This is a genomic window from Mycobacterium paraterrae (assembly GCF_022430545.2).
Classification (GTDB): Bacteria; Actinomycetota; Actinomycetes; order Mycobacteriales; family Mycobacteriaceae; genus Mycobacterium; species Mycobacterium paraterrae.
Map to the genome: position 1 here is coordinate 2,038,047 of NZ_CP092488.2, position 23,407 is coordinate 2,061,453.

Consider the following 23,407-nt stretch of genomic DNA (forward strand, 5'->3'; position numbering starts at 1 on the left):
CATGCTCGCCGATCTGTCTCACCCGGTCGGTTGGAACACAGCGCGTACGCAGCCGTCCGTTTTGTTCTTGAACATCTTGTACGCGGCTGGGCCTTGGTCGAGCGGCAGGACGTGGGTGGCGAGGTGCTCGGTGTCGAGTTCACCGTCGGCGATGTGTTGCAAGATCCTCGGGATGTAGCGCTGCCCGTGTTGCTGCGCTCCACGCGCGGTCATCCCCTTGTTCATGATTGCGCCGAGTGGGAACTTGTCGACGACGCCACCGAAGACGCCCAGGATGAACAGGCTGCCCCCCTTGCGGCAGGCGTAGATGGCCTCCCGTAACGCGGTCGGGCGGTCGTTCTGTAGCCGAAGCTGCTGCTTGACTTGGTCGTAGAGGTACGCCGGCCCGTTGCTGTGGGCCTCCATGCCGACTGCCTCGATCACCACGTCCGGGCCGCGACCACCGGTGCGCTCCTTCAATTCGGCCACGATGCTGTCCTGCGTGTAGTCCAGCGTCTCGGCGCCGATGTGCTGTCGAACCTGTGCCAGGCGTTCAGGCAGTCGGTCGATGACGACGACCTGTTCGGCGCCCATCAACATGGCACCGCGGGCGGCCATCTGCCCGACCCCGCCGGCACCCCACACCGCGACCGTGTCTCCGGGAGTGATGCCGGCGCCGTCGGCGCCGGTCCATCCCGTCGGGGCGGCGTCGGAGGCGAACAGCGCCGCGAGGTCCGAGACCCCGTCGGGCACAGCGAATGCACCATGGTCGGCGTAGGGAACGCGGATGTACTCGGCGTGGCTGCCGGCGTAGCCGCCGAGGGCGTGGCTGTAGGCGAAGCAGCCGCCGATCGCCGACCCCCACATCCCTTCGGTCAGCGCGGGATTCGGGTTGCCGTTGTCGCACAGCGAGAACATTTCGTGTGTGCAATACCAACACTGTCCGCAGGCGATGAACGAGCCGACGACCACCCGGTCGCCGACCTGGTGGTTGCGAACGGCCGGGCCCACTTCGACCACCTCGCCCATGAATTCGTGCCCGAGCACGTCTCCGGCCCGCATCGTCGGGATGTAACCGCCGAGCAGGTGCAGGTCTGATCCGCAGGTGGTCGAGAGCTTGACCTTCAAGATGATGTCGTGGTCATTGAGGATCTTCGGGTCGTCGACGGTCTCCACGGAGGTCTCGTTGACGCCGGTCCAGCAGAGAGCCTTCACAGCAGTCCCTCCCCACCCGCGCGCCGGGTCGCCAAGTCGACGAGCTTGCCGGTTGGGGCGGCACTGCGGGTGCCGTGCGGTGCGGGATCGACCCGCAACACCTCACCTACTTCGATGAGCTGTTTGGCCTGGCGGAGCGCAGCCCGGACCTGCTGGCGAGGATCGTCACCGGACAGTCGCGCGCCGACCGAGGCCGGGCCGCCGGGCTCCGGTTGGCGCAGCCGAGCGGCGAGTTCGGTGCCCTTGTCGCCTGGGGCAATGCGGACCTGCACCTCGATACGGTCACCGAGCGCTAGGAGTGGGTCGGGCAGCCGACCCGCCAGCATGACCTCATCGGGACTCTTGTTGATCGTTACGCTGTGCCACCGCGATCGTGGCTCGGCGTCCGCGGCTCCATTGCCGTCGCCGCCGAGCCTGCGCTGCAGCTGGTGGATCAACTGGCCGGCGCCGTCGAGCCCCGCCTGCGCAATCTTGCTCACCGTGTTGGTCATGAGCCGCTCCTCGCACCGGCGTGGCTGAACAGTTCCACGATCGCCGAGCAGAAGGCCGGGAGGTCGTCGGGCGAGCGGCTGGTGATCAGATTGCCGTCGCGGGCCACCTCCTCGTCCACGACGTTGGCGCCGGCGTTGCGCAGGTCGGTGCGGATGCTGGGGAAGGAGGTCAGAGTTCGGCCCTTCGCGACACCAGCTTCGATCAGCGTCCACGGTCCGTGGCAGATCGAGGCAACCGGCTTGCCGGAGGACACGAAGTCACGGACGAAGGCGACCGCGTCGGAGTCCAGACGCAGTTGGTCCGGGTTCACCGTGCCGCCGGGGAGCAACAACGCGTCGTACTCATCGACCGACGCCGACTTCACCAGTGCGTCAACCGAAAACGTGCCCGCGTCCTTCAGATCGTGGTCGCGAGCTTGGATCTCGCCGTCATGCAACGACAGCAGCGTGATCGTGGCCCCGGCGTCTTGCAAAGCCTGTCTCGGCTGTTCCAGCTCTACGCGCTCGACGCCGTCTGCCGCCAGGATCGCGACCCGTGTCCCGTGCAACTCGTCTGACATTGTGAATTCCTTTCAAAGAGGGGGATTTGCGGCGTGCCTCTATGGCAGGCCGTCGTGCTGCCGCTGTAGGGCAGCGTGTGGAGGAGGGATCAGAGACCGTTAGCTGGCTTTCTTGTGGAAGCCGTTCGGGTGCAGCACGACCTTGGTCCAGCCGTCGTCGCGGCTGTCGAAGTGCTGGTAGGCGTCGGGACCCTCGTCAAGGCCCAATTCGTGGGACACGATCCAAGACGGCTTGGCCTTGTCGGCCGCAATCAGGTCGCGCAGGCGGCGGTTGTACTTCTTGACCGGACACTGTCCTGTGCCGAGGGTCTGGCCCTTAAACCAGTGCAGCCCATAGTCGAAGGCCACCTCACCCCGCTTGGCCATGTCGTCCACGCCGCCAGGATCCTGCGGGACGAACACGCCGACGGCGCCGATGCCGCCGGTGAACCGCACCGCTTTCACCAGGCTGTTCAGCGTCATGCTCGGATCCTCGTTGCCCTGTGGGTCGTGCGCTTGGTAACCCACGCACTCGCAACCCCGGTCGGCACCCAGACCCATGGTCTGCTCCAACACGAATTCGACGGGATCGACCTTGGAGTCATCGATCGGAATGGCGCCGATCTCCTCGGCCAGTCGCAGCCGGTCGGGGTGGCGGTCCACCACCATCACCTTCGACGCGCCCTTGATCGTTGCCGACAGCGCCGCCATCAGGCCAACCGGTCCCGAGCCGTAGATGACCACCGAGTCCCCAGGAATTACCCCGGCCAATTCAGTGGCGTGGTAACCCGTCGGGAAGATGTCGGCGAGCATCACGTAATCGGTCTCTTTGTCCACCGCGTCCTCACCAAGCCGTAGACAGTTGTGGTCGCCGTAGGGCACCCGCAGCAGTTCCGCCTGCCCGCCCTGCCACGGCCCCATGTCGGCGAATCCGTACGCCGCGCCCGCCATATTCGGTTCCGGCTGGGTGGTCAGGCAGTAATTGGTGAGGCCTCGTTCGCAGTTTTTACAGAATCCGCAGGAGACGTTGAACGGCAGGCAGACTCGCTCACCCACCTTGACCTTGTCGACACCCTTTCCCACCTCGACGACCTCGCCCAAATTCTCGTGGCCGAACGTACGGCCAGTCTCGAAATCGGTTCTGCCCTCGTACATATGCAGGTCCGACCCACAGATGTTGGTAGTGGTAATCCGCACCAAGACATCGGTGGGCCGCTCGATTTTTGCGTCCGCCACGTCCTTGACGCTGACTTGACGGGGTCCGTCGTACACAATCGCTTTCACGGTGAGCCTCCTGGGAACGGTTTCTGCGGAGAGGATGGTCCCGACCGAACGGATCGCGGCCGGGGTTGACGACGCAACACGACTAGTCGCCAGGCGGTGAGCCAGTTGGTTTCGTCAGCCGGAAAAGTCACCCTGTCCAGGCGATGGGCTCAGCTGGCGGATGATGGTCGCAGAAGCCAATCTTCTGTGCTTCTTCATGCGGCGACCTGCGCCCAACCGGGATGCCCCATCGGCGCGACGCTAAACGCACAAATCGCGAGACGGGTCCTGCGATGCCGTCGAGCTATTCGACGGTCAACACGATCTTGCCGTGCAGGCGGCCGTTGTCGGAGTCGGCGTGCACGGCTGCGGCCTCGGCCAGCGCCCGGCGGTCGGCCACCTCGATGCGTAGCCGGCCTTGGTCGACGCGCTCGACCAGTTCGGCGAGTTGGGCGGCGTCGCTGCGGACGAACACGCGTTGGGTGCGGATGCCGCGCGGCGGGTCCTTGGGGCCGAAAACCATTGTGCCGACGTGGAATCCGCCGTCGGCTACCAGACGGATCAGGGCGTCGGTTTGCTCGTCGGTGGTGGAAACCAGGTTGAGCACCACGTCGAACGGCGCTCCCTCGACATGAATCGGCGACTGGTCGTAGTCGATGTAGTCGACGGTGCGCTCGGCGCCGAGGGCGCGCAGCCGCTGGGCGTCGCGGTCCTTGGCGGTCGCGGTGACCCGCGCCCCCGCCTGCTGGGCCAACTGGATCGCGTAGCCACCGACCGCGCCGGAGGCACCGTTGATGAGCACCGATTGCCCGGCGGTGAGCCCAGCGATCTCGAATAATGCCTGCCAAGCCGTCAGAGCCGGCTCGGGCAACGCGGCAGCGTCGGCCAACGGCACGGAAGAGGGGGCGGCGGCAAGCGCGTCGGCCGGCACCACGGCGTACTCGGCGGCGGCGCCGTCGGCGTCGAGCGGGAGAAACGCCACCACGGCGTCGCCGACGTTCCAACCCCGCACGCCGTCACCGATCTCGGCGATCGTGCCGGCGACGTCGACCCCGGGAATGTGCGGGAAGCTGACCTCGTACACCTGCGCCAGGTAGCCGCCCCGAATACCGGCATCGACCGGGTTGAACGAAGTGGCGGCTACTTTGACGACGACCTGCTGTGCACCAGGCACCGGGTGTGGCGCGTCCTCGTAGCGCAACACGTCGCTGGCGCCGTACTGGTGGTATCGCACTGCCTTCATGATCTCCTCCGTTCTTGTTTGCTTCGATATCGAAGCAGCTCGTAGAAGACATAAGATGCTTCGGTATCGAAGCAATTCCCGACGGCCGGCGTGACCGTCGACACAGCGGTGAACCAGCGACCGGACGCGGGGTGATTGCGGCGGCGCTAAGTAGCTGGCCGCCTACTCATCCGGCGAAGCGCTCGGCTTACCCGAGGGAGTCTCGGGCCGACTCGAGCAGTTTGAGCCAGACTTCGCTGATGGTGGGAAAGCACGGCACCGCGTGCCACAGCCGCTCGAGGGTGACCTGGCCGGTGATGGCAACGGTCGCGGCGTGCAGGAGTTCGGCGACACCTGGCCCGACGAATGAAAATCCCAATAGCACGTTGCGGTCGACGTCGATAACGAGCCGAGCCTGCCCGGTGTAGCCGTCGGCGAAAAAGTTCGCTCCCGGCACTCTGGCGCCCATATCGACATCAACTGTCTTGCAACGGTATCCGCGATCGGCGCACTCGGCGGCGGTCAGACCGACCGCGCCCGCCTCTGGATCGGTGAAAAACGCTTGCGGTACGGCGGCGGTGTCGGCTGTCGCGACGTGGGCACCCCAGGGACTGGTGTCTAGCGGCCGGCCGTGGGCGCGTGCGGCAATCGCATTGCCTGCGACGCGGGCTTGATACTTGCCCTGGTGGGTCAGTAGCGCTCGGTGATTGACGTCGCCGAGTGCGTAGAGCCAGCTGCCTTCGACTCCCTGCACCAGGCAGCCGTCGTCGACCTCTAGCCACGATCCCGGCGTAAGCCCGATGTTGTCGAGTCCGATATCCGTCGTGTTGGGAGTGCGCCCGGTGGCGAACAGGATCTCGTCGACGGTCAGGGTCGCACCGCTGCCCAGCGTCACCTCGAGGGGGCCGGTGGCTTCCTCTCGGCGCAAAGCGGTGACGTGGGTGTCCGTGCGCACATCGACACCGGCGCCGATGAGTCCTTGCGCGACGTGCCGACCGACGAAAGGTTCCATGCGTGGCAGGACTTGCGACGTGCGGACCAGGAGAGTCACCTGTGAACCTAATCCTTGCCACGCTGTGGCCATTTCCACGCCGACGCCGCCGCCACCGACGACGGCGAGTCTGCGCGGTACGGCATGGGTGTCGGTTGCTCGCCGGTTGGTCCACGGATTAGCCTCTGACACACCGGGAATGTCCGGTATCGAGGCGGTGCTGCCGGTGCAAATCGCGACGGCGTGCCGTGCCGTCAGTATCTGATCGGCGCCACCGGCATGGGTGACACTGAGGTGCCGGGGCCCGAGAAGGCGGGCGTGGCCGCGGATGACGTCGACGTCCAGCGCGGTCAGCGCGTCGTATTGGCCGGTGTCGTCCCAGTTGGTCGTGTAGCGGTCACGGCGGGCAAAAACTCCCGACGCGTCGACGGGTTCAGTGACCGCCTGCCGGGCGCCGTCAACGCGGCGGACATCGCTCAGCGCCAACACCGGTCGCAGCATGGCCTTGCTCGGTACGCATCCCCAGTACGAGCATTCGCCGCCGACGAGTTCCCGTTCGATCAACGCGACCGAAAGGCCCTGTGCCCGAACCCGTGTGGCTACTGTCTGTCCCACAGGGCCTGCGCCAACGACAATGACGTCGTACAGTGGCGTGCCGGCCATCCCTACCGCTCCCAACCGTTGGCGAAAGTCATTGGCGCTCCTAGCTTTCCACGGGCTTGAGTTCCCAGTCTTTGATGTCAGCGATCGGTCCGAATAGGTCCGGCGGCACGTCAGGCGCCAACGGCCGTCCCGCTGCGACTCGTCGGGGCCAGTCTCGATTCGCCAGCGCAGCTTTCGCCAAGGCGACGACGTCGGCGGAGCCGGATTCGAGGATGCTGGTCGCATCACGTGGGTCGTCCAGGTGACCGTTCGCGATCACCGTCAATCCGCTGTGTAATTTGGCCAAGCCTGCCAGCGTAGCTTCGGCATCGCTGAACGCCGGTGCAAGAGCGCGGTATTCGGTCGTGTGAATGTAATGAATGCCGCTGGTGCCCAGCGCGCGGAAAATCGTCGCAGCGTCATCTTCGCGACCCGCCCAGGTGTGACGGCTATCAGAGACCTTGCCCTGAGAGATGCGTATGCCGACGGCGATATCGGCGCCGACGGCGCTCGCGACGTCGCTGCAGACCTCCACCGCCAAACGGGCTCGATTGTGAATGCTGCCGCCGTAGTCGTCACTGCGGGTGTTCATGTAATCGGTGAGGAATTCATCAATCAGATAGCCGTTGGCTCCATGGATTTCCACGCCGTCAAAGCCGGCATCGCGGGCTAGGCGTGCCGCATTGACGAAAGCGGTACGAACCTGCGAGATCTGTTCGTGCGTCATCGCTTCGGGAACCTGGAACGGTCCTGAACCGCGGTACATGGCCAGTTGCTCGCCCTCCGGACGCACCGCTGAGGGCCCCCAGGTGGCTTTCAGGTAGGTGTTGCCCTGTGACTGGCTGCCCGCATGCATCAACTGCAGGAATATCTTCGAGCCCGATTCATGGACACCCTCTACGACTCGAGCCCACGCAGTGCACTGAGCATCGTTCGCGATACCGGGCTGATTGAAGTAGCCCTGGCTGGCGTGCTCGTCGATATAGGTTCCTTCGGTGATGAGCAGACCGAAGCCACCTTCGGCGAAGACCCGGTAGTAGTCACGGCTTCGTTGGGTGGGCAGGCCGTCGGCGGTGGCGCTGATTCGCGTCATCGGCGCCAAGGCCACCCGGTTCTCGAGATCAACGGAACCGATTGTTGTTGGCGTGAACAGACGTTGAAAGTGCGTGGGATGCTGCTCGGACATTTAGCGGGCTACCGCATGCTTGCTCAGATACCGAATGAAGCCGACGACGTCGTCAGCGACCAGCCGCCCGATGGCTCCACTCGAGTAGACAGCCAGCAGTGTCGTCCCATCGGGGGCCAACACGAAGCCGGTCGACTGCAGATAGCGCGGGTCGTCGTTCACGTAGGCGCCTACCAGCCCGGCGACTTTGGTGGCGTCGGCGCTGTGACCGACCGGAAACTCCAACCGACGCTTGGTTACCAGCTCGGTCGATGTGCGCTCGTCGTCGACCGACAAGGCCACCACCTTCGCGTCGACCTCGTGAAGGGCATCGAGTGCACGAGAAAACGCGCTCAGTTGGGCGTTGCAGTACGGACACCATGCACCTCGGTAGATCAGGACGACGCCATAGGATCCGGCGAGATCGCTCGGCAACGAGATGGTGCCACCCCCCACGGCCGGAAGGGCGAGCTCAGGAAACGGCTGGCCGTAATGCAATCGCGACATCGAATTCCCTCCAGGCGGGCGCAACTGTTAGCCATGATGCAAACACAGGATTGGACTGGCAATCCCATTTTCAGCCTTAACGGCATTAATCGCCCCTCCCACGGAGGGCGCCCTTGTGGGGCGGCGGCGTCGTCACCGGCTCGCGAGGTGTGCGGCTTCTCTTATGACATTTGCCACCACGTCTGGATTCGACACCGTCACCGCGTGTGACGAATCCACTTCCTTGACAGAACATTTGGCACGTTCGGCTTCGAACTCCTGTTCCGGCAGCGGGATAGCGAGATCCCGCAGGGTTCTGATTTGCCAGGTAGGTTTCGTGGTCCACGCGGCGGAGGACAGCTTCTCGGTCAACGCTGCCAAATTCATCGGTCGCTGAGTGGCACACATCAATGCAGCATCCCTTTCTGGGACATCGGCAGCGACCTGACTGTGGAACTTGTCGGACTGATAGAGCAGGTAAGAACCGCTTGTTCCGTCTGGCAACATGAAGGGAACCTCGTGCACCGAAGTGAGGAATGAACTTCCTGGGAACCGGCCGAGCAAATCGCTGGCCGCCTCACCCGCGGCGGGCATGATAGAGGCCGCATACACCAGGCCCTTCACCCTTGCATCGTCACCGGCCTGGGTGATCACCGCTCCACCGTAGGAGTGAGCCACTAACACCAGAGCGGTATCGATCCCCGCGATAGCGCTCCGAAGGTACGCGGCATCGACCGCCACACCCTGCAGAGGGTTGGCGAACACGACAGGTGTAAAACCGTCATCCCACAGCCGCTCGATCACCTTGTTCCATATCGAACCGTCCTCGAAGGCGCCGTGGACGAGCACGATCGTAGGCGTCGATATCTTGGTAGCCACTCAAGCTCCCCAACCACCAGCGCGGCGACTCACTAGCTGCCCGTATGTGCGAAATGCATTGTGCCGGGCCGAATGTGACCGGCGCAAAATGGATTGCCGCGCTTGCATGCCAACAGCATCCTCAAGGAAAACTGGACTGACAATTCCAATTCCGGATAGTGTGCTGCGGTGGCATCGAAGCAGCCTCGTCCTGCCGCGAAGTTGACGTCGCGCGGCGCGGCAACTAGAGCCCGGATCGTGGAAGGCGCGGCAGCGCTGGTCCGGGAGCACGGCGTTGCCGGGACAAGTCTCGACGCCGTGATGACCGCGACCGGTACTAGCAGGTCGCAGCTGTACCACTACTTCGCCAACAAAGACGCGCTCATCGGTGAAGTCATCAGGACCCAACTGGGCCAGGTCATCTCGGCGCAGGAGCCAGAACTGGAAGAACTCACATCGTGGGAAGGGCTGCAACGCTGGTGCGCTCACCTGGTGAGCATGGTCCGCGAAACCCACGGCATCGGCGGGTGTCCACTAGGTTCGCTCGTCAGCGAGCTCGCCGATCGGTCAGAGTCGGCTCGGCAAGAGCTCGTACGCTCCTTCTCGACCTGGCAGTCGTTTCTGTCCCGCGGCTTCACCGCGATGCGCGAGAACGGTGAAATTGCCGCGGAGGCTGATGCCGATGAGCTGGCCTTGACGATGATGACCGCCTTGCAAGGCGGACTGCTGATGGCGCAAACGACACGCAGTTCCCGACTGAGGTTCCCCCCGAAAAGTGGACAGGGGTTATGCAGCTTGCGTGGCTGCCTTGAGTGATTGTTCGTAGGCGACCGGACTGAGCATTCCAATCGCCGAATGACGCCTCTGATTATTGTAGTAGTTCATCCATTTGTCAACTGCTGCAACGAGTTCCGCCCTCGTTGCGAACACATGCCGGTAATAGTATTCGTGTTTGAACGTTGACCACAAAGACTCCGCGCCGCTGTTGTCCCAACAGATCCCGGTCGCGCCCATCGATCTGCGCAGGCCGGCCTCAGCACACGCCTGCGCCATTGCCTGTGCGGTGAATTGAACCCCGCGGTCTGAATGCATGACGGTGCCGCGGACATTGCCCTCGCGCACCGCGACCGCCTGGGCCAGCGCATCGGTGACCAGCTCGGTGCGCATGTGATCGGCCACCGACCAGCCCAGCACCCGTTTGGAATGCTCGTCACGCAGCGCACACAAGAACATGTCGCCTTCACCGCACGTCAGATAAGTGATGTCAGAACTCCACACGGCATCACATCGACCCTGATCGAAGTGGCGATTGACCAGATCAGCCGGGAACGACGCGGTGGGATCGACGATCGTGGTGCGCACCTTGAACGTGCGCGGACTGATGCCCACAAGACCGATCTCCGCCATGATCTTGGCGACCGTCTTCTCCGACACCACCTCACCGGCAGCGCGCAAATCAGCGGTGATCCGAGGCGAGCCGTAGACCCCGGCGGATTCACGATGATGGTCGATGATCTTCACAGTCAGGTCGGCCTTCCGTTGCTCTCGATCGCTTAATTCCGTTGTTGCCGAACGCTTCACATGCTTGTAGAAGCCGGAGGTAGAGACCTCCAGAAGCCGTGCCATTCGGGTGATCGCGGTGGTCGCGCACTCTGCGGCCATCAGCTCAAACCGGTCTACCTCGGTTGACTGGCGGCAAAGTACGCGGAAGCTTTTTTCAGGAACGCGATGTCTTTCTCCTGCTCGGCGACCTGCTTGCGCAAACGCGCGAGTTCGGTGCGCTCGGCCACGGTCAACGGCGCCTCGTTACGGGCGGCAGCCGCCTCGACACGGCGACGTTCGTCGGCGACCCACCGTCCGAGCAGGCCCTCGTTCAGGCCAAGCTCGCGAGCAACCTCGGCGATGGTACGCCCGGAATCGATCACCCGATGAGCGGCTTCAACCTTGTACTCGGTCGAGAAAGACCGACGGGTTCGGGACATGATGACATCCTTCCAGCGGGACCGTTAATCCCGCTATCTCGATGTCCGCCCTCCGGGGGGAGCCTCAGACCGGTCGAGCTTGCCCTGAATATGGCTCTCGAGCACTGTATGAGGTACCGGCCGCGTCCGGCTTCCGAAGCCGGCACCACCTAAGACGTTGCTGGACAAACAAAACTAACGCGGGCCGTCGATTTCGTAGGTACCACGATCGTCCGAGACGAGAACCATGACGTGGCGGGCGGAGCCGTTGACGGTGGCATCGCAGGCGAATGTCGTTCCCTGGCGCGCACTGGGGTTGCGCCCGCCGTTGCAGCTGACATCGGTGACGGTGTTGGCGCCGTAGCCGCTCGCCGGATCGGAAAGGGTCTGCAGCACACCGTCTTGCACTTTAGCCACATCGAGCTCGGCGCCACCCGTGCTGCCGGGGTATGCCACATCGCCGATCACCACCACAGCGGCGACCAGCAGGGCCAAGCCACCCGCCCCACAGAGCGGCCACAGCACACGTGTGTTGAAACTTCTTGCGGCACCGCTATGTACGGTGTTAGCGGACGGCTGCCGCTCGGCATGCGATGCCTCAGGTACAGCGCGGTCTGGACGCTGTGAGTACCACGGGATCTCCGACGGTCGTGGCGGCGGGTTGCCGGGCGGCAACGGCCCGCGATTGGCTGGGCGTCGCAACGGTCGCGTGACGCTGGCTGAGTCGTCGAAGTGGGGACGCCAATATCCGGGGCTGCCCGGCGGCGGTTCGCCCGTTCCGAAAGGTGGCGGTGGTCGGTTCACGGAAAGTTCCCGTAACACTGCGCGGCATTACCGACCAGACCCGAACGAAACGCGGTAATCCGAGTGAAGCCGGCTGGCACGCTATCGCCGTTGACGTCGCTGGCCACGAGATGATTTGTCAGCAAACCGGATATCGCCTCGTCGAGATCGCCGGCGTTCAGCGTGAGATTGTTGCCCGACGGGACCGCGACGGGTGTAGCCATACTGCGTTGGGCGACTCCGGTGAGACACGCGGTACGTAGCGCGGCCCGCTCCCCGTTCAACGTGACGCCGTGCAGGTGTTGCACCGCAAGCACGTAACGCGAGGTGGCGACGGAAAATGCTGTGTCGTCGCCCTGCAGAAGTTGGTGACTCTCGCGGTCTGTGTAGGAGCCGATCTCACGCAGCCCAGGTAGGTCGATGTCAATGGTGTTGGTCGAGGGGCAATATGACGCAGGCGGGCTCGGCCGTGCATCAGAGCATCCCGCGGTCCCACCGACCGTCAAGGTGGGCGGTTTATCGGGGTGGAAGATGGCCGTCAACGTTTCCATCAACAGCCCCAAAGAATGTTCGTCGATGGGCATTTCGCCGGCGGCGGAGTCATCCGCGGAGTAGTTCTGAAGTGCGGGAGGCAGACCTACGTGGCGACGCTCGATCTCATTGTGGTCGATGGCGGCGCACACAGCAGGATCTCCGTTGAAGCCCTCTTGAAAAGCACCTATCCGGTCAAGCGCGGAACCGTGTGCGCCATGGCCGAATTCGGGCTCGTCGGTCGGATCGCGCAGAGTGATTCCACCAGCGAGCACATGGTCGAGTCCATCGGTGGTGTTCATCGCGAACCGGCTTGAGTGGCCTTCGGCGACCCAGTGCAGATACACCCCGGCAAAGCAGTCCGCTTGTTGCTCTTTAGTCAGCGTGTGGTTGAAGAAATGGACGCTGTGCGCTCGGGTTTGCACCGCGTGGCCCAACTCGTGTGCCAGCGTGCCGGCAACGGCGATGTCACCAAAGTACCGACGGGTCAAAGGAATCAGGACGCCGCGATCCCAGGCGATCGAGTCATCGCGGCGGCAGTATGACGCGTTGACCGACTTGTAGCCGTTGTTAACCCCGCATGCGCCGAGGCTGGATGGGCTCCGCGAGTCATACGATCGGATCGCCGTAATCGGCCGGTATTCACCGGAGAAGTAGTGCGGATAGGTGGCCGTCCAGAAGTCCTGAATATCGTTGACGGCCAACAGGGCAAGTCGATCGTCGTCGCTTCCGTCGGTGCCCTCGACGGTGCCATTGGGCGGCCCGGCCTCGGGGCGCCGGCCGGTGAAGCCTCCTGCGGCAGGCAAACCACCCACGCGGTTGGGGTCGTAGAGCATCGATGCCGGTCGCCCCGTCAACACCGTAGGCGAGGAGCACCCGGCAGTCGTCGGGACAAGACAGAGCGCTGCCATGGCGACAGCAACACCGGTACGGTGGCGTAATCGCCGTCCGGTAGTCCGCTGCGCGCGGTGCTTCATGCGCACCCTCCCCGGCGATCACATGCCCCGGCTGGCGCCGGTCAATGCTGGCCGGCGCGCACCCCTGACCGCGACGGTAGTCGAAATGTCGACCGAAGGGTCGACCTACCCGATCCGACCATCTGGTGGCCACCTCTGCCGGCCGGTGTCGAAATGCAGCGTCGACGTGCCGATTATTGGGCATGAAGCCGTGGGCTCTATCACTTCACGAGAAGTGACGTCGCCATTGACACCAACCGGTTAGTGCATCGGAACGCCATCCATCACATAGAAATTCGACCGCGAGTTCGCTTGCCGGTACGGCAGGATGGCTTGGTATTCCGCGGAGCCGTACCACGTCTTGAAGGCGTCCAAAGACGGGAATTCGAGGACGACCTTTACCGGGAATTGGCCCGGACCTCCCTCGACGACCTCGGGACTCTGCCCAGCCACGAGATATTTGCCGCCGTGAGTGGCGATGGTCTTCGCTACCCCGTCCAAATAGGGCTGCATCGCCTGCAGATCGCTGACCTCGAGTTCGCACAGCGCGTAAGCGGTCATCTTTTGCCTCCGTTGGTCACGCCGGTCACCTGAGCGTTCGGCCGGTTCGCCCGTCCGCCTCGCCCGGCAGGACGCCGATGAAGCAGAACGCCTATGGCTACGATAGCGCTTGTTGAGTGAGACTCAACGAAATTTTGGAGCGATTCCTGAATTTCGGTTGCCGACGCCAGTTCGACTCGCGGACGATCAGGCAGTGACTCCCGTTCAAGAGACTTGCGCTTCACGACCGGAACGCGGGTGACGCAGCGTCGAGCGCAAGCCGAACGGGCGCGGCGACGGCTGCTCGATGCAGCTCTGGCCGAATTCTCGGCACGCCATTTCGACGACGTCACGACCAGCGACATTGCCGAGGCCGCCGGGTTGGCACAGGGTCTGGTCTTCCACTACTTCGGCAACAAGCGGGGCATTTATGTGGAGGTGTTGCGCGAGGCGGCGCTGCGCGTCGGCGCTGCCACGACGTCAGAAACCGACACCGAGCCAGCCGGTCACCGCTTCCGGCAGATGATCCGCGCCCATCTGACATACCTCAGCGATCACCGCGACTTCGCGCTGCGGCTGATCCTCGGTGGCGGCGGAGGCGACCCGCAGGCACGGGAGATCTTTGATCAGGCGCGCTGGCACACAATCGAATGGACCTGTGCGGTCCTCGGCCTCGACAGCGCCCGCCCCGCGATCCGACTCATGCTGCGCTCATGTCAGGGCAGCCTGGACGAGGCCACCGCCTTCTGGTTGACGAACGATCACCCCTTCGCTCTCGAGGAGATGGTCGAGATGGTGGTGGATCTGCTCATCGCCTCGCTACGCTGCGCCGTCCGCCTCGACCCCGGTCTCGACGTCTCGACCGCGATCTCCGCCCTTACGGATCCCGCGGCGTCGGATGCGACCGAGGGCCTGCGGGGCAGCCGAACCTGACGTCGGCGTCGCTTGACCGCTTGCGAGCGGCCGTCGGAGCCCGCTCGTGGCCTGTGAAGTGAATCACGGGTGTATAGCGGGTAACGAACGTGGCCTCGCCGGCGACAAAGTGAGGGCAGCGTCTGCTCGCCCGGCAAAGGGGCCACCGTCGGCAGCTGGCCGAACTCGATACCGAAGGAGATACAACGGTGACTACGCACCGCTCACTAACCGTGCTCGCCATGCTCGCCACGGCCGGTGCCGGATGGCTGGTTAGCGCAGGGGTCGCGAATGCCAGCCCGCAAGACGACGCCTACCTGGCCGCGCTGCGCGCCGTCGGCCTGCACTGGACGCCGGGCACGCAGGCCGGACTCATCCAAGAGGCGAACGACGTCTGCTACAACCTCACCTGGGGCTGGACCCCCCAGCGCATTGCCAACGACCTCGAGGCGCGCCTCGGCGCACAAGGGGTAACCGGGGCCGAAGCCGCAACCATGGTCAACGCAGCGCATCGGATCTACTGTCCAGGAAACGTGTGCGACGCCCCCACGCTGTGCACCTAGGCGGCCTTGCGTCGTCCTCTGCAAAGTGAGGCAAACGCACCAGGCCTCGACCGTTTCGTCCTGAAGTTGTCAAGACGCAATGTCCATGGTGGGCTGCTCTGACGGGGCGCGAACGAAAGGTAAGCCGGTGCACGATCTGCAGGCGGAGCCAACGATCGACGTTGGTTTGGGGCGCCTGATCGCCGCGGGTCTGAAGGACGCCGGCGGCCAAGCGCGCCTGCCCACCGGCGGGCAGGCCGGGCGCGTGCCGGTGGCGTGGGTGACCAACCAGTGGCAACGCGCTATCAACCGAGCCGACGAATCGATGCTGGGATTCACAGTGGCCAGCCGGTGGCGCTTCGGCCATCTTCGCCTGACGGACTACATGTTTCGCAGTGCGCCGACCCTCGCCGACGCGGTCGCTGGTTTTGTGCGGTTCGTCGACGTACTCAACACCGCGGCGAACGACGTCGGACTGGTGCGCGGCAAGCGGGACGGTCTCACCATCGTCTACCAGGTTCGCAGTGGTGACCCTCAGGTTGACGCGGTCGCAAGCCAATTCGCATTGGGCACCATTCTCCGACTTGCTCGACATGCCGCTGGCCGCGAGATTCGGCCTCTGCATCTCGGATTCGCGGCTGACGCACCTACTCACGCGTCGCGCATTGCCGCGATCACAGGAGCCCGCGAAATCGATTACGGCACAGAGCTTTCCTTCATGACGCTCCCGCCCGACGACCTTTTCCTACCGCTGCCAGACGCCGACGCGACGCTGGCGGCGGTCCTGGAGACGCACGCCGCCGATGTCATCAAGGCAGGTGGTGCCGGGGCGACACTGAGGGACCGGCTGCGACCCGTCATCGCCGCTCAATTCGGCACGGGGGAGCCGTCATTGGCGGCCGCAGCTCACAAGATGGCGATGAGCCCGCGGAGCCTGCAGCGTCGGTTGAGCGAAGAGGGCACCAGTTGGCGCGATGTGGTCGATGCGCTGCGCCGAGAACGTGTCGAGGCGTTGTTGGCGGACGGCTTGAGCAGATCGGCGGTCGCGGCTCGGGTGGGCTTCAACGACAGCCGCGCACTACGTGCGGCGCTGCGGCGCTGGCACGGCAATTGACAGCGCAGCCCACCTCAAATTCGGTATTCGATCAACGTGTCAGGCTGACCGCGCTCGCTGGTCCAGCTGAGATACTCACTGTGGTCATGAGTGCAGAACATGTGGATGTCGTGGGCGTGGTCGATCCGTAGCTCTCTCAGCCTGCCCAGGCTGGCGATGCGATTGGCGAAGTCGGTCTGGAACGCGATTTCGAGCGGCAGCCCCGGCGGGTGAGCGAGAAAGTTCATCGTGTGGTCGAAGTAGGCGTCACCGGCATGCAGGGACCACGCGTTGTTCTCGCGATAGGCGACACCGCAATGGCCGATGGTGTGGCCTGGCAGCGGAACGAGCTTGACATCCAACGCTTCTGGGAGGTCGACGGTGCGAGCCGGCAGACCGAACCAACGCTCGTCGGTGGGGCCGTAGGTCTTGAAGCGCGTGCGATGTGACACCTGGTAAGGCCGGTAGGGCCCACGCTGCTGAGTGCCGTCGTAGGCGTTCAGTTCTTCTTCGGCAACATGTACGACAGCGTTGGGGAAGTCATGCAGACCGCCCACATGATCGTTGTCGAGGTGAGTGAGAACGATGTCGGTGACTTGGCTGAGCTCTATTCCGCGCGCCTGCAGACGGTGTGCGGCGGTAAGTCGCGGGTCGACCAAAATCCCGAGTTTGAACAACGCGTCGGCCCCCAGTAAGCGTTGCGGATCGTCCATCTCTTGGGTGCCGAACCCGGTGTCGAGCAGGATGATCCGGTCGCCGACGTGGAAGACCACGCAGTGAATGGACATCGAGGTGGTTGACGTGTGCACCAGTGGACCCATCAACCCGAAGGTGGTGTGCTCGATGACGATCTTGGGGGACACGAATACTCCTTGCCGTCTGGACCTGATCCCGTTACGCCTCTTCGGGTTTCGGAATCTCGAAAGCGTTCAGCAGTGCGCACGTCAACAGGTACAACCCGACGAGGTAAACCATGTCGACCACGGTGGCGCGACCGAACTGCTTTTCGGCTTCGCGATAGAGATCGTCATCGACGTGGCGTTCCCGGGTGAGCTGTCGGGCGAATCTGTGGGCCACGAGCTGGCCGGGTGTTAGTCCGGCAGGCGTTTCACCAGCGCACAGACCCGCGATAACCGGCTCGGAAAGACCGACCGTCCGCGCGACCGCCGAATGGGCATAAAGCTCGTAAGGGGACTGCCACACCGCTCCGACGGTGAGGATCACCACCTCATGAGTCTGCTTGTCCAGCGTGGTGTGTGCCGAGTCGGCCTGCATCCAGGCAAGGAAGCCTGGTGTGATGCCGGTGCTGTACAGGTACGGATTGAACGGTCCGATCAACTGCCCGTCGTCGGTCATGCCCCGGAATCCGTTGGCGTCTGCCCATGTGACTAACGACGACCGTAAGGTTTCGTACAGCGTTCGCTGATCCCCGGACAACGTCCGCGGGTCGATCAACGGCAGTCGTCCGCCAAGTGCCGAATCGTTCATCGGTAGCCTTCACGCCTGGTCTGCGAGCAGGATGTCGTCGAGCCAGTTGAAGACGACCTCGTCTTTGTACGCCAATGCCCCTGACTGACAATGGTTTTCGGCACCGTCCTCGGCTGTGAATCGGGCGAACTGTTTCGGGGAGCGCAGGGCGTTGTAGACGTGTTCAGGCTGCCCGCGGAAGAACTGGTCACCGTCCGCCTCCATGACCAGGCATGGGCAGGCAATGCGTTCGACGACGCCGCCGTCCAGGGTCATCTTTTGGCATGCGACCGCAAATTCGTAATAGGACTCGGTGCCGAACGAGAACGTGCCCTGGGTGAAATTCCAGCGTAGCAAGGTGTTGGCGCGTATCTCGTCGGCGATGATCTCGTCGAAGCGAGAAGCGTCGCCGTCGTCGAATGCCGTTGTCGCCGCCGGTGACAACACGCCACGCACGCAGTCCTCGAAGCTGTACACGCCGTCGAAGAAAATCGCGGCCTTGAACCGCGGTTCGAATGCCGCCGCGCGGGCGCCGAGGTAGCCACCCAAACTCATTCCCTTCAGCGCGAGGCGATCACCGTCGACATCGGACCGAGTCAGCGCGTAGTCGACGGCCGGGCTGACGACCTTCTCCCAGTCGTGACGGAAGAACAGTTTCTGCTCGCGCACCGGGGCACCCTGCCCCGGGCCGTCGAAGGTCAAGCAGTTGTAGCCCCGTCGAGTGGCCGGCGCACCGCCGTAGAAGTAAAGCTCCTCGATGCTGGAGTCGTAACCGCCGTGAAAGATCAGCGTCGGCCGAGGTTCGCCGGAGTCATCCACCTTGTAGAAGTAACCGGGCAAAGTCGTTCCCTCGTAAGGGATTTCGATTTTCTCCCAGGTGGGTCCGGTGAGTTCGGCGGCTCTGGCATACGCGTCGCGGGAGGCCCGGGAGTCGTGCAGGATGCGTGGATCATCGGGGTCGCCGTGCAGATAGAACTCGGCCATGCGGAAATACGTCGAGGCCCGCAGAAAGCTCTCTCGCGCGCTGACTTTGTGTCCGGCCTTGTCGGAAGCCTGCGCGCGGCCCAAGGTTCGTTCGGCACGGGCGTGCCAGTTGGTGTACCAGCTCTCGAAATCACCTTCTACGATCTGCTCGGCGGTCGCCATCATCTCACCCAGGTCGCTGCCACCGTAGTAGATGAAGCCGAGATTGCGGACGAGCTCGAACGCAAACGAGTCGTCCTTGAAGCCGATCTTCACCAACACCTCCATGAATGCTGTGGCGCAGTGCGTTTCGCTACATGTGCGAGCCGCTAGAGCCAGCCTTGCAGCGGTGAGACCAGAGCCGCCACAATTGGCGCGTCGCAACCGGATTCTGGCGCGCCCGAGCCTCCGGAGCGGTGGAGTCGGACTGCGAGCGCGGCGGGAAGAATCAGCTCGGCTCGTCTAGCGGGTCCGGCTGAATCAGACGGTGCGCGTCGTCGAGGATCGATCCTTCGGCGACGCGGACGGTGACCAACGCCGACACGGCGGTGGCCGCCAGCTGCATGTACATCACCACGATCTGGTAGCGGATGGCAGTCAGGGGACTCACACCGGCCAGAATCAGGCCGGTCATGGCACCGGGCAGGCTGATCAACCCCACGACTTTCGTAGAGTCGATCGCCGGGATCAACGCGGTGCGCAGCGCGGAACGCTGGTACGGCAAGATCGCCTCGCGTCCAGACTGGCCCAGAGATAACCGGGCCTCAACGGCCGGCCGCGATTGACGAAGTTCGGCATCGAGCCGCCGCAGCGAACTTCCGGCGGCCAGCATCGCAGACGAGACGATCATGCCGCCGACCGGAACGATGACACGGCCCTGGGCGGCGATCACCCGACCGGCCAACAACGTGCCGAGCGTGACGACAGTGCTGGCGGCAACTCCGCTGGTCGCGGCAACCCGAGCGCCGGGGAGTCCGCTGCTGCGGCGGCCCGCGACCTGCCCGGCGATGACGATCATCCCGATCAACCAGCCGAAGGGACCGAGCAGGCTGGGTCGCTGGAAGACGATGCGGAGAAGGGCGCCAGCGGTCAGCAATTGCACCGCAGCCCGCGCACCGGCGACGGCGATTTCCCGCGTGAGACCGAGCCGCTGCCGGTAGGCGATCGCCCCGGCCACGCCGACCAACAGCAGCGCTACGACTACGCCGCCCCAGCTCGGCACGGCCAACGCCGTGGTGGCCATCGCGGCGAGACGCAACGGGGAGCGCCGGCCTACCGGCTGAGATCGTGCTGCCCGCACACCACTGACTGCCGCCCACCGTCGCAGGGAGCGGAGCCCCAAGCCGGTGAAGCTGACCGCTGCCAGACCGAGCGGCAGGGCGAGCCACGTCCACCGCGGACGGATGGGGATTCGCTTGAGCTGCCCAACCAGTGGCGGCCGGGCCGCAGCAGCGGCCGGCGCGGGGTAGTAGCCGATCCGGTCGAGCGCCGCACGTAACCGTTCGATCTCCGGCGGCGGGTCCGAGTCGTCACGCTCCGGAATCAGCAGCGATTGCGCGAGGCCACCCACGATCTTGCTCAGCAGGCCCCCGCGGTGGCCGGCACCCAGGTACGGGGACGTCGGTGTGCCGGTCGACGCGACGGCGACGTCCTGCGCCTCGGCAATCGCCGACACGACGGCCGCGGTGTCGCAGCTGCCGGGCTCGTACCACACCACAACCGACGCGGTACGCGGATAAGCCTGCACTGCGCGGACACCGTCCACCGTCGCGACGATTTGCTCGATCGCGCTGGCCCAGCCCGGGTCATGACGAAACGCCTTCGCGCGCAACCGCATTCGTCCCGCAGTCGACGAGACAACCACGGGCCTGGCGCCGGCGTCAGTGCACGGCATCGACAGGTCCCGCGGGGTCGTCTGCCGGGTGAGCCGGCTGCGGCGACGGAGCTTCGCTGTCGATGCGCTCCGCAGCCTCGGCGACCACGTCGGCGACGGCTAGTCGAGCCCGGGCGGCGCCTTCCTCGGCCTCGCGGGCAACGCGGAGACCCCACGCTGTCACCGAAACGCTGGCTGCGCGCAGCGGCTTTTTCGCCGCCACCTTCCGCAACCCCTCGTAAGCAACCATTCCCACCACGCCGGTGACCACCGTGGGCGCCGCCTTCGCCAAGACCCCTTGCCACACCATTAGTACAGTCCCTTCACCTTGTTGAATCAGTTCCAGCTCATAGCTTTTGCGTGGCTTGCGACGACATGACCGTGGTCGAGGACCAGGACCTGCCCGGCGACGCTGCCGATCAGACCTTGGTCGTGGCTGACGAGGACCACGGTTCCGCCCGCGCTCACGAAGTCGCCGACGAGCGCCCCGACGACTTCGGCTGATGCCTCGTCGAGCGCCGAGGTCGGCTCGTCGAGCAGCAGCATGCTCGGTTCGACGGCCAACGCCCTCGCCAGAGCCAGGCGCTGCACCTCGCCGCCGGAGAGTTCCGCGGTGGCGCGCTCGAGGAACGAAGGCGCCAGGCCGACCCGGGCGATCAAGTCGACCGCGGCAGCCTCAGGCAAGTCCTGACGCCCGACGCGCACCTCGTCAAGTACGCGGTTGGTCAGCAACACCGGGGTCTGCGCCACCATCGCGACCCGGCGCCGGAGCGCCAAGACATCCAGCTCAGTGAGGGGCACACCGTCGAGCGTGATGCGTCCGGTGGTGGGTTCGGTGAGCCGGTTCAGTAATCGCAGCAGCGTCGATTTACCCGCTCCGCTCGCACCGGTCACCGCGGTGCAGCGGCCGGCCGAGATAGTGGCGCTGACCTGCGCCAACAGCGTGGACGGACCGCGGGTCACCGTGACCTGCTCGAGGTGAAAACCATCCATGTCCGTCAGCCGTGCACTTCAGAACAACGGTGTGCCGCCAAACCTGTTCTGCCGCTGGGCATCTGCGTATGCAACGAACTTTCATTCCCGTCTCCTGGACCGGCGCACTCGCCGCTGGGCTCGAGCCTAGGAAGGGTCCGCTGAGAGAGCGCTGAGATCGCCGGGATTCTCGAGTACAGGCGGGCGCCGGCCCGTGCCACTGACGCACAGCGCTAAGTCCCATCCGACTTCTCCGTAAATAACCGCATACATCCTTATATAGAGGTCCAGTGGGATGGATAGGGTAGTTTGAGGTAGTGACCGTCGCTATGTATTCCGCCGAACAGGTGGCCGACATTCTCGGACTGCACGTGCGCACTGTGCGCGGCTATGTCCGCGATGGCCGGCTACCGGCCGTCAGGGTGGGCAAGCAGTACCGGATCGCCGAACGGGATCTACGGGCCTTCGCCGGGATGCCAGCCGACGAGCCGGCCGGCATCCCGCGTGCGCACGTATCGACCGTCGTGCACATCGAAAATGTCGACCGCGTCGCGATGGATCGCATCACCGGGCACTTGACCGCCGTGACGACCGGGACTGCGCGTCACCCGGGGCAACTAGATGTCCACTGCAGGTATGACGAATTGGTCGGCCGTCTGACGGTGTTCGTTGACGGCGATGCCGAACCCAGCGCGGCCGTGATCGGGTTGATTGGCGCCCTGTCACGTCAGGACGAGCAATGAGCGACGGCATCTATCGCTCCTCGACTGGCAAGCAGGCGGTCGAGCGCAGCTACCGCGCGCAGCTTCGGCGATGGACGATGCCTTTGCGACAGCGCACCGTAAGCACCCGCGAGGGAGACACTTTCGTCCTCGACTGCGGACCCCTGGATGCACCGCCGGTCGTCCTGCTGCATGGTGCAGGGAGTAACAGCGCGATCTGGCGGGCCGATGCCTCGCTGTGGTCACTCACGCACAGGCTCTACCTGGTCGACATCATTGGCGAGCCCGGACTGAGTGCGCCGTCACGGCCCCCGCGTGGCTCCGACGCCTATGCGTCGTGGCTGGACGACGTACTCGACGAATTGAGCGTCGAGGCAGCTGTTCTCGTGGGGGTGTCGCTGGGCGGCTGGCTCGCCACCGACTACGCGATTCGCCGCCCCGACCGAGTACGACGACTAGCGCTGCGCGCCCCCGCCGGTATCGGGCGGCAACGCAACGGCGCCGTTCTGGCAGCGCTTATCCTCATGCCGTTCGGGGACCGCGGCATTCGCGAGGCGCTTCGCATCGCGCTAGGGCCAGGAGACATTTCTGAACCCGTGATCGACTACATGCTGACGATCCAGCGCCACTACCGTCCGCGTCGCGACGCACTGCCCATTTTCTCCGACGCAGACCTCGCGGCCATCGCCGCACCACTTTTCGTCGTGGTGGGTGCACGCGACCGCATGCTCGACTCGCGTGAAACGGCGGAACGCCTGGCGCGCTTACAACCCGCGGCATCGATCACTGTGCTGCCGGGCGTGGGCCACGGTCTATTCGACGACGGTAAAAAGCTGCACGCACTTCTCGAACATGGCGCACACCGGTGACAGGGCCGCAGGATTTGCGGGTCTTCCTCGAAAGGCTACGCCGCGACCTGCGCTGCGCGCTCAAACTACACCAGGCAGAACGCGTCTCAGCGCTGCGAGCAATGATTGCGGCGGTCGACAACGCCGGAGCAGCACACCCCGCAAATGGGGCAACGCGACCTGACGGGGGTGTTATCGCCCACTCGACGCCGGGACTCTTCTCGACGGAGGCGCCGAGACGCGAGCTGTCCATGACAGATGTTCACGCGATCATTCGAGGTCTCGTCGGCGACTGGGAGACACAGGCCACGCATTACCGATCGCTGCAGCAGCACGACGCGGCAGACCGCCTCGTCCGCGAAGCGGAGATCCTCCGCGCCTATCTGTAGCCGG

At 64.5% G+C, this 23,407-nt stretch carries 26 protein-coding genes and 1 pseudogene; 7 read left to right on the plus strand and 20 right to left on the minus strand.

Annotated elements, in window-relative coordinates:
- Positions 1-18: 18 nt before the first annotated feature.
- The 9 genes from MKK62_RS09760 to MKK62_RS09800 form a co-directional block, all read right to left on the minus strand.
- Positions 19-1,194 carry a zinc-dependent alcohol dehydrogenase gene (locus MKK62_RS09760; RefSeq protein WP_240261267.1) on the minus strand — a complete coding sequence of 392 codons (1,176 nt, stop codon included), beginning with the start codon at positions 1,192-1,194 and terminating at the stop codon, positions 19-21.
- A complete protein-coding gene (locus MKK62_RS09765; RefSeq protein WP_240261266.1) occupies positions 1,191-1,685 on the minus strand; it encodes a hypothetical protein in 495 nt (164 codons plus the stop codon). Before MKK62_RS09765 ends, MKK62_RS09760 begins: the two co-directional genes overlap by 4 nt.
- A complete protein-coding gene (locus MKK62_RS09770) occupies positions 1,682-2,245 on the minus strand; it encodes a type 1 glutamine amidotransferase domain-containing protein (RefSeq protein WP_240261265.1) in 564 nt (187 codons plus the stop codon). Before MKK62_RS09770 ends, MKK62_RS09765 begins: the two co-directional genes overlap by 4 nt.
- A 99-nt stretch (positions 2,246-2,344) precedes the next feature.
- Positions 2,345-3,508: a glutathione-independent formaldehyde dehydrogenase gene (locus MKK62_RS09775; protein WP_240261264.1), complete on the minus strand. Its 1,164-nt coding sequence runs from the start codon at positions 3,506-3,508 to the stop codon at positions 2,345-2,347.
- Positions 3,509-3,791: 283 nt separating this feature from the next.
- Complete coding sequence (locus tag MKK62_RS09780) at positions 3,792-4,730, minus strand: NADP-dependent oxidoreductase (RefSeq protein ID WP_240261263.1); 939 nt, start codon at positions 4,728-4,730, stop codon at positions 3,792-3,794.
- Positions 4,731-4,917: 187 nt separating this feature from the next.
- Positions 4,918-6,363 (minus strand): dihydrolipoyl dehydrogenase family protein, encoded by a 1,446-nt coding sequence (locus tag MKK62_RS09785; RefSeq protein WP_240261262.1) that lies wholly within the window; start codon positions 6,361-6,363, stop codon positions 4,918-4,920.
- A 40-nt stretch (positions 6,364-6,403) separates the two neighbouring features.
- Entirely contained in the window at positions 6,404-7,435 is a 1,032-nt protein-coding gene (locus MKK62_RS09790) for an NADH:flavin oxidoreductase (protein WP_240261261.1), read from the minus strand.
- A gap of 93 nt (positions 7,436-7,528) precedes the next feature.
- Positions 7,529-8,014 carry a peroxiredoxin family protein gene (locus MKK62_RS09795; protein ID WP_240261260.1) on the minus strand — a complete coding sequence of 162 codons (486 nt, stop codon included), beginning with the start codon at positions 8,012-8,014 and terminating at the stop codon, positions 7,529-7,531.
- Positions 8,015-8,146: 132 nt separating this feature from the next.
- Positions 8,147-8,872 (minus strand): alpha/beta hydrolase, encoded by a 726-nt coding sequence (locus MKK62_RS09800; protein ID WP_240261259.1) that lies wholly within the window; start codon positions 8,870-8,872, stop codon positions 8,147-8,149.
- 168 nt (positions 8,873-9,040) lie between these two features.
- Here MKK62_RS09800 and MKK62_RS09805 point away from each other — a divergent pair, with 168 nt between their 5' ends.
- A complete protein-coding gene (locus MKK62_RS09805) occupies positions 9,041-9,667 on the plus strand; it encodes a TetR/AcrR family transcriptional regulator (RefSeq protein WP_240261258.1) in 627 nt (208 codons plus the stop codon).
- Here the strand turns inward: MKK62_RS09805 and MKK62_RS09810 are convergent.
- From MKK62_RS09810 to MKK62_RS09830, 5 genes and pseudogenes are all read right to left on the minus strand, one after another.
- A pseudogene (locus tag MKK62_RS09810) lies at positions 9,638-10,528 on the minus strand (IS3 family transposase); the annotation flags it as partial. The gene MKK62_RS09805 and the pseudogene MKK62_RS09810 sit on opposite strands and share 30 nt — an antisense overlap.
- Complete coding sequence (locus MKK62_RS09815) at positions 10,528-10,833, minus strand: transposase (RefSeq protein ID WP_240261257.1); 306 nt, start codon at positions 10,831-10,833, stop codon at positions 10,528-10,530. The gene MKK62_RS09815 and the pseudogene MKK62_RS09810, both read right to left, overlap by 1 nt.
- 174 nt (positions 10,834-11,007) lie before the next feature.
- Positions 11,008-11,337 carry a DUF4333 domain-containing protein gene (locus MKK62_RS09820; RefSeq protein ID WP_240261256.1) on the minus strand — a complete coding sequence of 110 codons (330 nt, stop codon included), beginning with the start codon at positions 11,335-11,337 and terminating at the stop codon, positions 11,008-11,010.
- Positions 11,338-11,612: 275 nt separating this feature from the next.
- Positions 11,613-13,103 carry a neutral zinc metallopeptidase gene (locus tag MKK62_RS09825; RefSeq protein WP_434085047.1) on the minus strand — a complete coding sequence of 497 codons (1,491 nt, stop codon included), beginning with the start codon at positions 13,101-13,103 and terminating at the stop codon, positions 11,613-11,615.
- Positions 13,104-13,343: 240 nt separating this feature from the next.
- Entirely contained in the window at positions 13,344-13,643 is a 300-nt protein-coding gene (locus tag MKK62_RS09830) for a DUF1330 domain-containing protein (RefSeq protein ID WP_240261254.1), read from the minus strand.
- Between the two features lie 237 nt (positions 13,644-13,880).
- Here MKK62_RS09830 and MKK62_RS09835 point away from each other — a divergent pair, with 237 nt between their 5' ends.
- From MKK62_RS09835 to MKK62_RS09845, 3 genes are all read left to right on the plus strand, one after another.
- A complete protein-coding gene (locus MKK62_RS09835) occupies positions 13,881-14,555 on the plus strand; it encodes a TetR/AcrR family transcriptional regulator (RefSeq protein ID WP_240261253.1) in 675 nt (224 codons plus the stop codon).
- Positions 14,556-14,743: 188 nt separating this feature from the next.
- Entirely contained in the window at positions 14,744-15,097 is a 354-nt protein-coding gene (locus tag MKK62_RS09840) for a DUF732 domain-containing protein (RefSeq protein ID WP_240261252.1), read from the plus strand.
- Positions 15,098-15,224: 127 nt separating this feature from the next.
- A complete protein-coding gene (locus MKK62_RS09845; protein WP_240261251.1) occupies positions 15,225-16,190 on the plus strand; it encodes an AraC family transcriptional regulator in 966 nt (321 codons plus the stop codon).
- A gap of 14 nt (positions 16,191-16,204) precedes the next feature.
- On the opposite strand, the gene MKK62_RS09850 is transcribed toward MKK62_RS09845, so the two are convergent.
- The 6 genes from MKK62_RS09850 to MKK62_RS09875 all read right to left on the minus strand — a co-directional run bounded on the left by MKK62_RS09850 (position 16,205) and on the right by MKK62_RS09875 (position 21,465).
- Complete coding sequence (locus tag MKK62_RS09850; RefSeq protein WP_240261250.1) at positions 16,205-17,032, minus strand: MBL fold metallo-hydrolase; 828 nt, start codon at positions 17,030-17,032, stop codon at positions 16,205-16,207.
- Positions 17,033-17,063: 31 nt separating this feature from the next.
- The gene (locus MKK62_RS09855; RefSeq protein WP_240261249.1) at positions 17,064-17,657 is read right to left on the minus strand and encodes a carboxymuconolactone decarboxylase family protein; all 594 of its coding nucleotides are present in this window, start codon (positions 17,655-17,657) and stop codon (positions 17,064-17,066) included.
- Between the two features lie 9 nt (positions 17,658-17,666).
- Complete coding sequence (locus MKK62_RS09860) at positions 17,667-18,881, minus strand: alpha/beta hydrolase family protein (RefSeq protein WP_240261248.1); 1,215 nt, start codon at positions 18,879-18,881, stop codon at positions 17,667-17,669.
- Between the two features lie 166 nt (positions 18,882-19,047).
- Positions 19,048-20,436, minus strand: coding sequence for an ABC transporter permease (locus MKK62_RS09865; RefSeq protein ID WP_240261247.1), 1,389 nt, complete (start codon positions 20,434-20,436; stop codon positions 19,048-19,050).
- A 43-nt stretch (positions 20,437-20,479) separates the two neighbouring features.
- On the minus strand, positions 20,480-20,782 hold the full coding sequence (locus MKK62_RS09870) for a DUF1490 family protein (protein ID WP_240261246.1): 303 nt from the start codon (positions 20,780-20,782) through the stop codon (positions 20,480-20,482).
- 26 nt (positions 20,783-20,808) lie between these two features.
- The gene (locus MKK62_RS09875; protein ID WP_240261245.1) at positions 20,809-21,465 is read right to left on the minus strand and encodes an ABC transporter ATP-binding protein; all 657 of its coding nucleotides are present in this window, start codon (positions 21,463-21,465) and stop codon (positions 20,809-20,811) included.
- 296 nt (positions 21,466-21,761) lie between these two features.
- Between MKK62_RS09875 and MKK62_RS09880 the strand changes: the two genes are divergently transcribed.
- The 3 genes from MKK62_RS09880 (at position 21,762) to MKK62_RS09890 (ending at position 23,403) form a co-directional block, all read left to right on the plus strand.
- Positions 21,762-22,187: a helix-turn-helix domain-containing protein gene (locus MKK62_RS09880; RefSeq protein ID WP_240261244.1), complete on the plus strand. Its 426-nt coding sequence runs from the start codon at positions 21,762-21,764 to the stop codon at positions 22,185-22,187.
- The gene (locus MKK62_RS09885; protein ID WP_240261243.1) at positions 22,184-23,035 is read left to right on the plus strand and encodes an alpha/beta fold hydrolase; all 852 of its coding nucleotides are present in this window, start codon (positions 22,184-22,186) and stop codon (positions 23,033-23,035) included. The genes MKK62_RS09880 and MKK62_RS09885 overlap by 4 nt, the downstream gene beginning before the upstream one ends.
- A 230-nt stretch (positions 23,036-23,265) precedes the next feature.
- Complete coding sequence (locus MKK62_RS09890) at positions 23,266-23,403, plus strand: hypothetical protein (protein WP_240261242.1); 138 nt, start codon at positions 23,266-23,268, stop codon at positions 23,401-23,403.
- Positions 23,404-23,407 lie beyond the last annotated feature (4 nt).